Genomic DNA, 13,497 nt, shown 5'->3' with positions numbered 1-13,497 from the left:
AGGTCAGCGCAGGAGGTACGCGGCCAGTGCTCGGTACGCCGGCTTCGGTTGAAGGTCCTGGGTGAGGAGCCCGTAGTTGTCGTAGTGGGTGTCACCCGTCTGCCGATCGCGGTCGGTGTACCAGTAGAACCGCTCGACGTACGGGTGCTCCGCCCGCAGCAGATCGAGTGCCCGCACGAGGTAGTCACCCTGGACGGAGGCGGCCACGCCGCGCGCCCAGTCCGGTGTGTCACCGGTGTCGGGATGTGCGCTCCAGCCCATCTCGGTGACCCAGATGGGCTTGTCGGCATCGCCCTTGGCGGCCATCAGCTCGTGCAGGTCACCGACGGCGGCCAGTGTGCGACCGGAACCGCCGTCCGGCGTCTCCGGCGGGCTGTCGGCGACGCCCATGTAGGGGTGGATGCCCATCACGTCGAACCGGTCACCGGCACCGGCCTCGTAGGCCGCGGCGATCCAGTCCAGGTCGACGTACGACGTGCCGCCGAAGACGACCGGGGTCTCGGGGGCCCCGGTCTTGAACCCGCAGTAGGCCGCCTCGAGCAGATCGGCATAGGCGGCCGGGTCGGCGTTCCGTGCGAAGTCGTCGTCGTTGGGTTCGTTCCAGACTTCCCAGGCAGCGACCTTCCCCTGCCACCGCTGCGCCGCCCATCGAGCGACGCGACCGTAGTCCACGGGATCCGTGGGCAGGGCCCGCTCGTCCCCGTCCTCGCTCGCCCATTCCGGGGACAGCCACAGCGTGACGAGCGGCTCGAGTCCCCGCTCATGAGCCATGGTCAGCACGTCGTCGACGAAGCCCACGCCCCACTCGCTGTAGCTGTCCGGTCCGTCGGGCTGCAGCATGGCCCAGGACACGTCGATCCGGACCGTCTCCACACCGGCTGCCACGAACTGGTCCAGAACGCGGGCACGCTCGGAATCCGTGTACTCCTGCCACAGCCCGTGGAACTGGACACCCACCGCCAAGGGGTCCGCGCCGTCGTCCCGGACGGCGTCCGCAGAGGGCAGGGCCGCGGGAGACGCAGCGGCGCTCCCGCACGTCGTCCCCTCCCACCAGGAGGTGCTGCCGCCTCGGTCGGCGGGAAGGCAGCCGGTGGCGAGCACCAGCGCGAGGAGCAGGACGCCCACCAGGGGGAAGCGACACGCCGGCCCCGACCGGCCGCGGTGGGTCGCGACGGGGCTCCGTCTCCTCCCCACCGCCAGGTCCACGTCCCCCAGGGTGCACGAACAATGACGGCTGCGCCCGTCCCTGCACGAGGGGACCGGTGAGGTGTGCGACTCCCTCGGGCCGCGCACGGGGCGCGGGCCTAGGAGAGAATGAGCCCGGATGTGGCGGCCAGGGCCGTGCCGGACCCGGTCGGGGTCGCCACGGGATGTGGGGGTTCGAGATGGCTGACGCTGGTGCCGCGCCCGGAGGGTCGTGCGCTGCCGGGCGCCGCGCGGCACCGCCCGCGTGACTGCGCGTACCCGCACATGGACCCACGTCAGCCGCCCCTGGGCTGCGATCGTCGAGGTCGGAGCGCCCGAACCGGCCCGCTTCTACGTCTCGTTGACCCGGGAGGCACTCCGGTACGGGCTTCCCGCCGTCCGCAGGCCCCGACTCCTCTGGACGACCGTGGGCCGGCTGGGGATTCCGCAGCGGGCCACGGCCGCGGCACTCCGCCGAGCCGGCCGGCTCCGTCCCGCGCCCGGTCCGTCCGCCCAGGTCGAGACCGTGCTCGCCCGATGGGACGAGCTGGTGGCCCGCGACCCCTCGCTGCCCCCGGGACGGTCGCTCTCGGTACTCGAGCTGGAGCGGGCCGCAGCCCGCACCGCGTTCTTCTTCGCGCCGGGTGATGCCACCCCGCTCGTCGTCGCGAAAACGGCCCACGGGGCCGATCCGGGGGTTCACCACGAGGCCGCAGCGCTGAGCCGGGCGGCTCCGGCAGGAGTGGCGCCGCGGGCGCTCGGCTCCTTGCCCGGCGTCGACAGCCTCCAGCGAGGGCTGCCCGGTCGTGCGCTACGGGTGGCTCCCATCCGGGTCGGACGATCCGCCGCCCTGACCTGGCCGGCTGAGCTCGCCACCCTTGCGGCAGGACTCGGCGACCTGGCCGCCGCCACGGCCGCGCCCGGTGTTCCTGACGCGGTGACGGACGGCGTGATCGATGCCGCTCTCGCCGGCTCACTGCTGTCCGAGGACACGAGAGACGCCGTGGCCGGCGCGGTGGCGCGGGTGCGGGCCCGCTCCTCCGTGGTCCTCGGCCACAACGACGTATCGCCGCAGAACGTGCTCATGCACGAAGGTCGGCTGTCCGGTCTCGTGGACTGGGAGGGAGGGGAGGATCGCGGACTGCCCGGCGGGGATCTGTGGAACGCCGGTCTGGCCTGGCTGGAGCAGGGCATCGGGCTCGTGCGCTGGAGCGAGGAGATCCTGGGTGACGCCTTCACCGCTGCCTGGTGCTACGGGCCCTACGGGGCCGCTCTCCGAGCCGCCGCCACCGAGGTGGTCGCTCGGTCGGGCACGCCCGCCCAGCTGGTCCCCGACCTCGAGCTCGTGTGGTTCGCCCGCCACCTCGGCCACCGGATGCAGCGACCCGGGAGTCACCCCACGTCTGCGGCGCTCGTCGCCCGGCAGCTGGAGTCGCTGGTCCGGGCCCACTCCACCGAGGGCCTCCATGTCCGGGCGTGAGCAGGACGTGGTGGGCGTCCCGCCGGTGGCGGAACTACCGGGGCCCTCCGCGGAGGACTGGGACGCACTGGCCGCGGAGGCGGGCAACATCTTTCTGACGCACGCCTGGGCGCAGTGCTGGTGGCGGCACTACGGCCAGAACGCCCGACCGCACGTCGTCCCGGTACCGGGGTCCGGCGCCTTCATGGCCCTCTCCTCCACCGGTCGGATGCTCCGCCAGGCCCGCCTGCTCGGAGCCGGCCCCGCCGACCAGCTGGGCATCCTGGGGTCGGCGTCGCAGGTGCCCTCCGCACTCCGGGAGCTACGCACGTTCCTCGGCGGCCGACCGCGGCACGACCTGTTCGTCGCCAACGACGTACCCGTCTCCGAGGCGTGGGCCGAGCAGCTCGGCGGCACGGTCCTGCGCTTCGAGCCCAGCCCCGTCGTGACGCTCTCGTACGACACCTGGGACGAGTTCCTGGCTGCCCGCAGCCGGAACTTCCGCGAGCAGGCCCGGCGCAAGGAGCGGCGACTGCACCGGGACTTCCGGGTGGTTCTCCGGCTGGCCGACGAAGAAACCTTCGACCGGGACATGGCCACGCTCTTCACGTTGCACCAGCAGCGCTGGGGCACGGATGCCGGGTTCGCCAGCGGCCGCGAGCGACGCTTCCAGATCGAGTTCGCCGCGGTGGCCCTGGCCGCCGGTCGCCTGCGTCTGTGGGTGCTCGAGCTCGACGGAGAGCCGGTGGCATCCCTGCACGGCTTCCGGTTCGCCGGAGCCGAGTACTTCCACCAGGGCGGACGGAACCCGGCCTTCGACGCCCACTCCGTCGGCTTCCTGCTGCTGGCCCACGCGATCCGAGCCGCGCTCGAGGACGGGATGGGCGAGTACCGCCTGTTGCGTGGGGGCGAGCCCTACAAGGCCCGCTTCGCCGACGCGCAGGCCGACGTCTGCACCGTCGCCGTGCCGCTCACTGCCCGCGGTCGGCTGGCCGTGACGGCCGCGGCGCGGCGCCGCGCGTAGCCGGTCAGCGGACCAGCACCGCTCCGGCGCACTCGGCGCCGCGGCGCCCGAGCAGCTCGACGCAGTCCGCCGCCCGCTCACGCGAGGTGCCGGCCGGCAGCACCAGGACGGTGACGTGGTGCCCGCGTGTGGCGGTGAGGGCGTCTTCCTCGACCAGCAGTCCGGGTCGAGCGAGCACCGCTGGCCCTTCACCCCGTGCAGTGAGCGCGTCGGCGAGCTCGATCACGACCGCCTCCGCGGTCCTGTCCGGCGAGGTCAGGAGGACCGTGTCCGAACCCCTCTGGACCAGCACCTCGGCCAGCTCGGCGCGCAGCGCGATCACACCGGAAGGGACCTCCGCCGAGGCGGGGTCGGCGGCCCACCGGCGCAGTTCCCGCCCGCGGAGCGAGAGCAGCAGCGGCACTCCCAGTTCCGCCACGTCCTCGCGCACCCGCACGCGCGGGCGGGCACCCTCCAGGAGCAGCGCAACTGGGACGCCGGGCACGGCCGCGAGCGCGAGCCCGGCGACGACGGCGAGCCTCTGCCGGAGCGGCGTCAAGTTCTCCCCCTCCGTCGGACCGATCAGCAGGTCCGCCGAGACCAGTGGGTCCTGGCCGGCGATCCGGACGACGACGTCGGCGATGGCCTCGGCGGCCCGCGCGCTGTCGCCGGCGTCGTCCGTGACCACCGACAGACCCAGCTGGAGTGTGTCCCCGGGGCTCTCGACCGTGACGGCGTCGCTGAGACTCCCGCGCTCGAGTCCGGCCTCGCCCTCGGCCTCTCGCAGGGCATCGGAGCTGGTCGCCACCAGCTGGTAGGAGCGCACCAGACGCAGGAACGAGTTGTCGGCCGCCGGCGCATAGGCGGGTGTGAACGTGACGACGACGTCCGAGCGGTACACCGGTTCCCGCGTCGCCGCGTACCCGAACCCGGCCGCCACCACGGGGACAGCGAGGACGGCGATCAGGAGGGCACGGGCCCGGAGAACGGCCAGGATCCTCGGCAGTGACGACTCCGGCACGCGTGCGCCTCTCTGAGAACCCGCTGGCGCTGTGCCAGTCCCATCGGCGCCATTCTCGGCCAAGCTGACACCAGTGGATCCTTCCCCCTGGTCGACTCTCACTCGCGCGGGGTGCGAAAGCCGCCGCTGAGCCCCTCCCGCGTCTCCCGCTGCCTAGAGTTGGGGATCGTGCACCAAGGGGGGAGGACCGTGTCCGGCCAGGACGACGCCGTCTCGGCCCGGGCCCAGGTGAACTCTCCGGCCGGCGCCGCTGCGCCGGAGGCCCCAGCCGGCGCCGCCCGCGGGGCTCGGACGGTCGCGGTGCTCGCCCTGGCGGAGGTCGGCGGCAAGGTCTTCACCCTCGTCCTGCTGATGTACGCCGTCCGCGAGCTCAGCCCCGGCGAGTTCGGCTCTTTCTCCTACGCGCTGGCCTTCGGCATGCTCCTGGCCGCACTGCCCACGTGGGGGCTGGACGCGCTGCTGGTCCAGCAGACCGGCTCCGACACCAGCCGGCTTCCTGGCCAGTACGCCCAGCTGCTGATGCTGCGCACCGCGCTGGCGTTGCCGGTCCTCCTCGTCGGTGCCGGGTTCGGCCTGGCCACCCGTCCGTCGCCGGCCGACCGGTTCACCCTGGTGGCACTCCTGGCCGCCGCAGTCCTGGAGAGCTACGCCCACGCCCCACGAGCCGTCGCCGGCGTGCTGCGGCGACAGTCGGCCGCAGCTCTCGTGCTGGTGGGACAGCGTCTGCTCACGGCTATCGCCGGCGTCCTCGCTCTGGCCGCCGGTATGGGGCTGGCCGGCCTGGCTGCCGTCTACCTGACGGTCACCCTGGTGGGCACGGTCGCCCTTTTCGGCACCGTCGCCCGGATGGGAGTGAGGCCGGGATGGGGAGGGGTGGGCAGGTCCGACCTGGCCCTCACCGCCCGCCGGTCGGTGCCGGTGGGCATCGACGCGCTGCTGGCGATGCTGCTGTTCCGAGCGGACTCCGTGCTGCTCGGCTGGTTCCACGGAGACGACACGGTCGCCGAGTACGCCGCACCGTTCCGGGTCGTCGAGACGGTGCTGTTCTTCACCTGGGCGGTCTCCCGGGTCGTCTACCCGGCGATGGCCGCGGCAGCCGATCCGCCGGCGCTGCGCCGCGCCCTGGAGCACGGGCTCGCCGTCGCCGGGTTCGTCTTCATACCCTTCGCCGGCCTGGCCATCGTTCGCGGCCACGACATACTTGCACTGCTCTTCGGTGACTACTACGCCGAGAGCGGGACGTCCACGCTGTGGTGGCTGGCGCCCACGCCGCTCTTGTTCGCCTACGCCTACCTGTTGGGCAACGCTTTCGTCGCGGCCGGCCGGAGCGGTGTCCCGATGGTCAGCACCCTCATCGCGGCCACCGTGAACATCGTCGCCAACCTCGCGCTGCTACCGCCGCTCGCCTCGCTGGGTGCGGCCATCACCACGACCGCCGCCTTCCTGGTCAACACGGTGCACCTCGTCGTCATGGCCCGGCGACATCTGGGCGGGGTCGCAGCCCTCTCTCCTCTCGCCCTACCGCTGCTGGCCCTGCTGCCAGCACTCGGGATCGCGCTGCTCCCGGTGCCGGTCGTGCCGGCGCTGCTGTTCGCCGGCGTCGCATACCTCGGCCTCTGGTGGCCCGCCGCCCGGCGTTGGCAGCCGGAGCGGGCAGCGGTGGTGCGCTCCGCGCTCCGCCGGCGAGCGGGGCGGTGAGCGGGAGGCCGCCCCGGGTGCTGTTCGTGTCCTCGCACAGCCAGCCCGGCGGCTCGGAGAACGTGCTCGCCGACCTCCTCGACGCCATGCCCAGCGCAACGGCGGCCGGCGTGGTCGCCCTGCAGGCCGGTCCTCTCGTCGACCGGCTGCGCACCCGGTCGCTTCCCGTCACGGTCGTCGAGACCACGGGGTCCCCGGCGGGCCTCGCCCGCGGGGCCGTCCGGTTGGCCGTCCGGCTACGGTGCGCCCGGCCGGACCTGGTGCACGCCAACGGCGTGAAGGCAGCACTGGTCTCCGCCGTGGCGGCGCGTTTGGCAGCGCCCCGACGGCCGGTGCCGGTTGTCTGGATGAAGCACGACGTCTCGCTGGACGGTGTGCTGGGGCGGGCGCTCGCCCGTCGCTGCGGGGCCGTGGCCGGGGTCAGCCGTGAGGTGCTGGACGGCCTGGGCGATGCCGGTCGTCAGCTGGTCGTACATCCCGGAGTTCGCATCGATGCCGTCGACGCCGCCGCGGCCGGCCGGTTCCGCTCCGAGCTGGACGTCCCGGGGCCCGTGGTGACGGTCATCGGTCGGCTGGACCCGGCGAAGGGGCACGGCGAGCTGCTCGAGGTGCTGCCGGACGTGCTGAGCGGTGCACCATCGGCAACGGCCCTGCTCGTCGGACCGGACGATCCGCAGCACCCCGGCGTCCGCGCGCAGCTTTCTGCGCGAGCCGCGGAGCTGGGGGTGACTGGTCGGGTGCGGTTGCTCGGTCACCGGCCCTCGGCGACCGTGATCGGCGCCTCGGACGTCGTCTGCGTGCCCACGATGCCGCGCCCCGACGGGTCTGGCCGGGAAGGCTTCGGCCTCGTGGCCGCCGAGGCGCTCGTGCTCGGCGTACCCGTGGTCGGCTACGACGTCGGTGCGACCGGCGAGGTGCTTGGCGGATGCGGTGCCCTGGTTCCCGGTGGGGATCGAGCGGGCCTGGCCCGCGAGATCCGGGGACTGCTCGCCGACCCGGCCACCCGGGCTGCGGTGGGCGCACGGGGCCGCGAGCGCGCGAGCGGGATGACCGTGGAGCGCACCGCCCAGCAACTGCTCGACCTGTACACGGAGGTGGCCCGATGACCCAGGAGCCGGCGACCCGGCCCAGCCTGACCGTCGTCATCGCGACACTGGGGCGGCCGGAGCCGTTGACGCGAGCACTCGATGCACTGGCCGCCTCGACGCTGGCGCCCCTCGAGGTCCTCGTCGTCGACGGGGACGAGAACCGCGGCGCCAGGTCCGTCGTCGCCGCTCACCGCGGGCGCCTGGTGTCGCTTCGGCACGTGCCGGCGCCGCGTGGCCTGACCCGACAGCGCAACGTCGGGCTGGACGAGGCCCGGGGCGACGTCGTGCTTTTCCTGGACGACGACGTCCGCGTGCGGCCTGACACCCTCGAGCGCCTGCTCACGGCCTATCGCGAGCACGACGTGGTCGGCGCCACCGGGTGTGTCGTGGAGCCGGCGAGCAACCGGATCGGGGGGAAGGGCTCACGCGTGCGCATCCTGCTGCGCGGCCGCGGTCGCGATGGCACGTTCACCCGCGCCGGTTTCCCGCGGCGGCTGGTCGACGAGTCGGTGACCACCGACATCGAGTTCATGCAGGGGGCCTTCATGTCCGCGCGCACCTCGGTGGCCCGGCAGGTCCGCTTCGATGAGCGGATCACCGGCTACGGCCTGGCCGAGGACGAGGACTTCTCCTGCCGGCTGTCCCGTCGGGGACGCATCCGCTATCTCGGGGACGTGCCGGTCGAACACGACAACGCCGGATTCCACGCCAAGGACCGCCGTGCCTTCGGCCACCAGGTGGTGCGCAATCGAAGTTACCTGTTCGAGAAGAACTTCCCGCAGAGCCGGTCGGCGCGAGCACGGTTCGCCCTGATGCTCGTGGTCCTCGTGATCCACCGGCTGCTCAACCGGGACGTCGCAGGCGCCCGTGGCCTGGCGGAGGAGGCATGGCGGCGCCCGCGCCCGGCCCGGCCCTACGGGGAGAACGGGGCAGGGGCGGGAGCCACCCCGGCGCAGCGGTGACCCCTGGTCCAGCGGGCCTTGGTCGGGTCGCCGGTGCTGGAGCGGTCCGCATCGCCGAGAGCCATGTCCTACGTGCTGCTCCGCAGGGCGGGGGACGGCACAGTCACGCCGGCCGACCGAAGCCGATCCGCGGAGCTCGGCACCCACGTGGCCTGCGGGCGCACGGTGGCCGCCAGGACGAACCCCACGACCATCCAGACGAGGAACAGCAGCGTGGGGTTGCCGAGGGTGAAGTCCATGACTCCTTGGCTCATCACGGCGACCAGGCCGGCCGCGAGGCCCGTGAGCACGTCGCGGTCGGGCTCCGGGAGCCAGCGACGAGCCAGCAGAACCGCTCGCGCGACACTCAGCGTGAACGCCACCAGGACGACCGCCGCCGGTAGGCCGGCCTCGGCAGCGACGTGGAGCAGCACATTGTGCGCATGCAGCACAGCGACCGTGGGGGCGGCCGAGTCGGCCGACTCCATCACCACCGTGTAGTTGCCGGGCCCCTGCCCCGTCCACGGCCGTTCGACGATCTGCCGCACTGCTTCCTGGTAGATGAGGGGGCGGGCGTCCTCGGGGTTGGCGTCGAGATCGACCAGCGCCGCAGCACGGGAGACCAGCACCTGCAGCAGCTGTGGCGCGGCCAGGGCGAGGACGGTGAGCAGCACCCCGGCCGTCGATGCCACGACGAGCGGGACGATCCGCCGGGCGCGGGGCGAGAGTGCCAGCAGCAGGATCGAAGCGGCCAGGGCGCCGACCCAGGCGCCTCGGGAGAGGGTGACCAGCAGAGCTGCGGCCGAGAGGAGAGCGCATGCGCTGCCGGCGAGCCGCTCCAGCCGCCGCTGTCCGCCGAGGGCCAGCCCGAGACCGACGAACAGCATCAGCCCGCTGAACGTGCCGAGCTGGTTGGGGCTCTGGAAGATGCCGGCCGCGCGGCCGCCGACTGCGCCGGCACCGGGCAGCGTGGCCTGGATGTCGCCGGCAGCGCCGAGGCTGTAGAGGCACACCGCGGCGCTCACGACCGCGAGCAGAGTGATCAGCCGGCGCAGCATCGTCCACCCTTCGCAGGCGGAGTACACGGCCAGCCCGAAGGCGACGGCCACCACCAGGGCGACGGCAGGTGGCACGGCAGGCGGCACGTTGCGAGCGGTCACCATGGCCACCACGGCCACCACCGCCATCACGACCGCCCAGCCGGCGCTGGCATGCCAGCGCAGCGGCGGGCGACCGGCCACGACCCTCTGCAGCACGACGGCTGCCACGACGAAGACGGCCACCAACTGCACGAGGTCGACCGGCCCGGCCGGCACCAGTCCGTCGACAAGACCGAGGGGAAGCGCGAGCACGAACGTGGCCACGGCCCAGAACGGGCTGCCGATGGCGAGGGGTAGAAGCCCGAGAACAACCGGCAGCACCGCGGTCAGCGGTCCTGCGACCAGCACCAGAAGAGTGGTGCCCATCCCCGCCAACGTCGCCACGGCGAGCCACACGCCGCGCGCGCTCCACGTCCGGGCCGGCAGCCGTACGGGCACTACGCTCCTCTCCGGCACCGGGCGAAGGCGCGAGTGCCGTGCATCCGGCCTCACGATAGGTGGCGGCCGACCGGAAAGGGCCCCTGCGGCGCGGAGGTCTCGCCCGGAGGGGGCGGGTGCCGTGCGCCCCGCTCAGCCATCGTCCGCGGAGTCCTCGGAGGCCCCATGTCCGTCCCCTTGGTACTGATGTACCACGGCTTCGGCACTCGACCAGCGTCGGAGGACCCGCACAACCTCTTCGTTCCCGAGGCGGCGTTCGACCAGCAGCTGCGCGCTCTGCTGGGTCGCGGATTCCGCCCGCTGGACGGGCCGTCGTTCCTCGCGGGGCTAAGGTCGGGCCGCTGGCCTGCGCGGTCGTTCCTGGTCACCATCGATGACGGGTACGTCTCCACGCTCGAGGTGGCCGCCCCGGTGCTGGGCCGCTTGGACGTCCCTGCGGTGCTGTTCGCCCTGCCGGGGATGCTCGGGGCGACGTCGTCGTGGATGCCGGAGATGCCGCACGAGCGCCTGCTCGACGCCGAGGGGCTGGCCCGGCTGCCCGGTATGGGCGTGAGCATCGGCCTGCACGGCTGGGACCACCGCTCGATGGCAGCTCTGGCCACGGCGGAGTTGCACCGCCAGACGACAGTGGCACGGGCCGCGCTGGCGGAGGTGACCGGTGAGGAGGCAGCACTCTTCGCCTACCCGTTCGGCAGCCACGACGCCGCGGCGCGCAAGGCGGTGGCGGATGCGGGGATGAGCGCCGCCTTCGCGATCTACGACAGCACCGGCCCGTTCGCGCTTCCGCGGGTCGACATCAACGCCCTGGACACTCCCAGGACCTTCGCGCTCAAGACGAGTGGCTGGTATCCGAGGCTGAAGTCGGTGCTCGATCGAGCACCGGCGCTGCGCCGGCTCGGGCACTCCCTGGCCGGGAAGGCGCGTCGCTGACCGCCTGGTCGGTGGAACGGACGGGGCGCTGCCAGTGGACGGCGGCCAGGTGGTCCACCTGCTGCCGCCGCAACACCCGGATGCCTGCCCGCAGGAGCAGGACGGGAGCCTCCTCCATGACCATGGTGACGACGCCGACGGACGTCTCGTCCAGGGCGTCGGCCAGGCGGTCCGGCCGGTCGCTGACGATCAGCACCAGGCCGGCGCGCTTCCGCCGGCCCGGCCCGCCGTCGAGCTCCTCGAGCGACATCACACCCGTCGCCGCTGCCCGGTCCGCGGTGAGTCGGCGCTCCCGCAGGTGACTGCGCCGGATCGACTCGGGATCGTGCTCGTCCAACGCCACCACGACCCGGCGGCCGCGCTCCCGGAGGGTGGCGGCGAGGGCGCTGACGGACGCCAGCTGCTGGGCGTCGACGGTCCCGACGACCAGCACGCCGACGACCGTCGACCCGGCGTTGCGGCGGCTCGACACGGCCTCGTCTACGACCCCTGCGAGGAACCGCGGAACGGTGTCTGCGATGTCCGAGGCGGCCAGCAGCAGCGGGGCCCTGACCCCTCGCTCCGCGAAGACGCGCGCCACCTGCTCGGGGGTTGCCAGCCGCTGCCGGCGGAGTTCGGCCAGCCTGGCGGCGAGCAGGCCGACGGTCAACGCCAGCAGGGCACCCAGGATGAGGCCGCCCCGCCACGGCGGCCAGCTGGCCTCACTCGGCGCGGTTGCGTCAGCGATGACCTCGGCGCGCAGGACCGGGTCGGTGCGGGCGGACCGGACGATGACGTCGGTGACGCTGTTGGCCAGCTGCGCTGCGGTGTCGGGATCCTGCCAGCTCACCGAGACCAGCAGGGTGTTGGACGAGGGCGGGTTGTCCACCCGGATCGCGTCCTGGATGTCGGCGGGCGCCCTACCGTACTCGGCCGCCAGCTCGGTGGCGGTGGCCTGCGAGGTCGCCAGTGCGGCGTAGTTCGGGATGGTGAGCAGCAGCAGGTCGGCCCTGGCCTCGGACCCGGGCCGCGGGGTCATGGCGGCGACGCTGGTGGCGGTGAAGCTGCTGGGTACCGCGGCCAGAGCGACGACGCACCCGGCGAAGGTGGCCAACGCCGACAACAGCGCAAGCATCCAGTGGCGCCGCAGGGCACTCAGCACGGCGCGTGCTCTCCGCCGGCGGCTGGCGGCACACCACTGTGGCGCACGCGTCCGTCCTCCCGTTCTGGGTTCCCCGTGGTCAGCGACGTGGGTCGCCCGGCCGCCGTCGACGCTACCTGCCGACCGAGTGGGCGGACTGCTCCCTGGACAGGACATCGCCCCATGGAGTGGAGGCTGTCCGCTTCCTCAGTCCTGGTCAGCGGTGCGACCGCGACGACGGAGCGCCGCTGTCCGGCTCCACGCCGCGGCGACGAGCGGGACTGCCCACGCCATGGTTCTCCCCAGGCGGGAGACCCCGATCAGTACGTCGCCCATCAACCGACGATCAGCGGTCAGCCGTGCCGAGGTGCTCGGGACGTCCGCGGTGCAGTTGTCGAGCCACCGAGCCCGGGCATCGTCGTGGAAGGCGCCCAGCACGTCGAGCTCGAGCTGCACCCCGGGCGAGAACCGGCCGAGTTCCTCGTTGAAGGCGGTCTTCCACGTGAAGATGGTCTCGCCGGCGTGGAGGTGGCACTCCCGTGCGGCCGCGACGTCTCCGGCCTCCAGCCGCCAGAGACGCAGCCGACCCGCGGCGGCGAAACCGGCGCAGGCCTCGCGGAAGAACGCCGCGTGGTCGGCGGTGTTGGCCATGGCCGTTCCGGCACGCCCCTTCCAGCCGGCCATCTCCATCGCGAGGAACGCCTCCACCTCCGCTTCCACCGCCACGGGATCAGCGGCTGCGGCGACGTCCTGGCTCGCGACGGTTCCGACGTCGCGCTCCAGGTTCCGCCGCAGGCGGCGTAACGAGCGGGCCGAGCGGGCGGACATGTTGTCCGTCCCCGTGGCGCCGTCGTCGCCCGCGGACACGACCGGTCGTGACCAGACTCGCTGCTCGTGCCAGGTGGCGGAGACGTCGTTGGCGGCCCGGCGGAACGCCGTCGTGACGGGACCTTCGGTCCCGACCTGCTCGAGGGCGAGCCAGCCGGGTTGCTCGCTGCGGAGGGCCCGGAGAGCGGCAGCCGGAGCGGTGTTCAGGGCGCCCGCCCGGACCAGCGGCGTTCCGAGATAGCAGTAGGGGTGCTTCCACGTGGTGAGAGCCGGCACGCGCCGGTAGCGCGTCCGGGAGACCGGCATGGCCAGGAGGAGATCCGGGCCGCGGCGAACGGTCAGCAGCCGGACGTCCGCGCCTCCCGGCAGATGGCGGCCCGCCGGGAGGAGGAACTCCGGCTCGAAGAACGGGTTGGGCTCGACAGCCTCCGCCGCGAGCCCCCGCCAGGCGCGCAGCAGTTCCTCGTCGACCTCCTGGAGGGGGATGAGGTCGACCACGGGGACGGTCGGGGATGCCGCGGTTCTCGCGCGACGGGCAGCGGTACGGGTCCTCCCGCCTGGGCTCCGCGCGCCCTGCGGTGCGATTCGGCGGCTCGGCTCGACGTTCACGTCCTGAACCATAGGAATCCACCGACCGGCAGGGCGGTGTCCCGATGCTCGTGCTGCCCCAACTGGTGAGCTCCTCA

The 13,497-nt window shown here is 73.2% G+C and carries 11 protein-coding genes; 6 read left to right on the top strand and 5 right to left on the bottom strand.

From position 1 onward, the window contains the following. Window positions 1-3: 3 nt before the first annotated feature. Window positions 4-1,125 carry a family 1 glycosylhydrolase gene (locus tag GCU60_RS00685; RefSeq protein WP_163201715.1) on the bottom strand — a complete coding sequence of 374 codons (1,122 nt, stop codon included), beginning with the start codon at window positions 1,123-1,125 and terminating at the stop codon, window positions 4-6. 586 nt (window positions 1,126-1,711) lie between these two features. Here GCU60_RS00685 and GCU60_RS00680 point away from each other — a divergent pair. Together GCU60_RS00680 and GCU60_RS00675 are read left to right on the top strand one after the other, a co-directional pair. Then, a complete protein-coding gene (locus GCU60_RS00680) occupies window positions 1,712-2,665 on the top strand; it encodes a phosphotransferase (RefSeq protein ID WP_163201714.1) in 954 nt (317 codons plus the stop codon). Then, window positions 2,652-3,668, top strand: a complete 1,017-nt coding sequence (locus GCU60_RS00675; RefSeq protein WP_163201713.1) for a GNAT family N-acetyltransferase — start codon at window positions 2,652-2,654, stop codon at window positions 3,666-3,668. The genes GCU60_RS00680 and GCU60_RS00675 overlap by 14 nt, the downstream gene beginning before the upstream one ends. 4 nt (window positions 3,669-3,672) lie before the next feature. On the opposite strand, the gene GCU60_RS00670 is transcribed toward GCU60_RS00675, so the two are convergent. Continuing rightward, window positions 3,673-4,668: a hypothetical protein gene (locus GCU60_RS00670; RefSeq protein ID WP_163201712.1), complete on the bottom strand. Its 996-nt coding sequence runs from the start codon at window positions 4,666-4,668 to the stop codon at window positions 3,673-3,675. Window positions 4,669-4,857: 189 nt separating this feature from the next. On the opposite strand from GCU60_RS00670, the gene GCU60_RS00665 reads away from it, so the two are divergent. The 3 genes from GCU60_RS00665 to GCU60_RS00655 are packed head-to-tail and all read left to right on the top strand — an operon-like array spanning window position 4,858 to window position 8,416. Continuing rightward, window positions 4,858-6,366, top strand: a complete 1,509-nt coding sequence (locus tag GCU60_RS00665; protein WP_163201711.1) for an oligosaccharide flippase family protein — start codon at window positions 4,858-4,860, stop codon at window positions 6,364-6,366. Beyond that, a complete protein-coding gene (locus tag GCU60_RS00660) occupies window positions 6,363-7,472 on the top strand; it encodes a glycosyltransferase (protein WP_163201710.1) in 1,110 nt (369 codons plus the stop codon). Before GCU60_RS00665 ends, GCU60_RS00660 begins: the two co-directional genes overlap by 4 nt. Further along, window positions 7,469-8,416: a glycosyltransferase family 2 protein gene (locus tag GCU60_RS00655; protein ID WP_163201709.1), complete on the top strand. Its 948-nt coding sequence runs from the start codon at window positions 7,469-7,471 to the stop codon at window positions 8,414-8,416. Before GCU60_RS00660 ends, GCU60_RS00655 begins: the two co-directional genes overlap by 4 nt. A gap of 68 nt (window positions 8,417-8,484) precedes the next feature. On the opposite strand, the gene GCU60_RS21455 is transcribed toward GCU60_RS00655, so the two are convergent. Next, complete coding sequence (locus tag GCU60_RS21455; RefSeq protein WP_163201708.1) at window positions 8,485-9,933, bottom strand: O-antigen ligase family protein; 1,449 nt, start codon at window positions 9,931-9,933, stop codon at window positions 8,485-8,487. Window positions 9,934-10,098: 165 nt separating this feature from the next. Here GCU60_RS21455 and GCU60_RS00645 point away from each other — a divergent pair, with 165 nt between their 5' ends. Next, on the top strand, window positions 10,099-10,863 hold the full coding sequence (locus GCU60_RS00645; protein WP_163201707.1) for a polysaccharide deacetylase family protein: 765 nt from the start codon (window positions 10,099-10,101) through the stop codon (window positions 10,861-10,863). Here the strand turns inward: GCU60_RS00645 and GCU60_RS00640 are convergent. Together GCU60_RS00640 and GCU60_RS21450 are read right to left on the bottom strand one after the other, a co-directional pair. Next, window positions 10,763-12,004: a hypothetical protein gene (locus GCU60_RS00640; protein WP_163201706.1), complete on the bottom strand. Its 1,242-nt coding sequence runs from the start codon at window positions 12,002-12,004 to the stop codon at window positions 10,763-10,765. The two genes, GCU60_RS00645 and GCU60_RS00640, sit on opposite strands and share 101 nt — an antisense overlap. Before the next feature lie 186 nt (window positions 12,005-12,190). After that, window positions 12,191-13,309, bottom strand: coding sequence for a GNAT family N-acetyltransferase (locus tag GCU60_RS21450; protein WP_163201705.1), 1,119 nt, complete (start codon window positions 13,307-13,309; stop codon window positions 12,191-12,193). Window positions 13,310-13,497 lie beyond the last annotated feature (188 nt).

Origin of the sequence: Blastococcus saxobsidens, from assembly GCF_010682065.1 — a bacterium.
GTDB lineage: Bacteria > Actinomycetota > Actinomycetes > Mycobacteriales > Geodermatophilaceae > Blastococcus > Blastococcus saxobsidens_B.
Note: the sequence above shows the minus strand (reverse complement) of the source record. Positions and strands in the feature narration are given on the sequence as shown.

Excerpts from the sequence above, each read along its gene's own strand:
- GCU60_RS00675 (WP_163201713.1), top strand. The coding sequence starts at position 2,652 with ATGTCCGGGCGTGAGCAGGACGTGGTGGGCGTCCCGCCGGTGGCGGAA.
- GCU60_RS00655 (WP_163201709.1), top strand. The coding sequence starts at position 7,469 with ATGACCCAGGAGCCGGCGACCCGGCCCAGCCTGACCGTCGTCATCGCG.
- GCU60_RS00645 (WP_163201707.1), top strand. The coding sequence starts at position 10,099 with ATGTCCGTCCCCTTGGTACTGATGTACCACGGCTTCGGCACTCGACCA.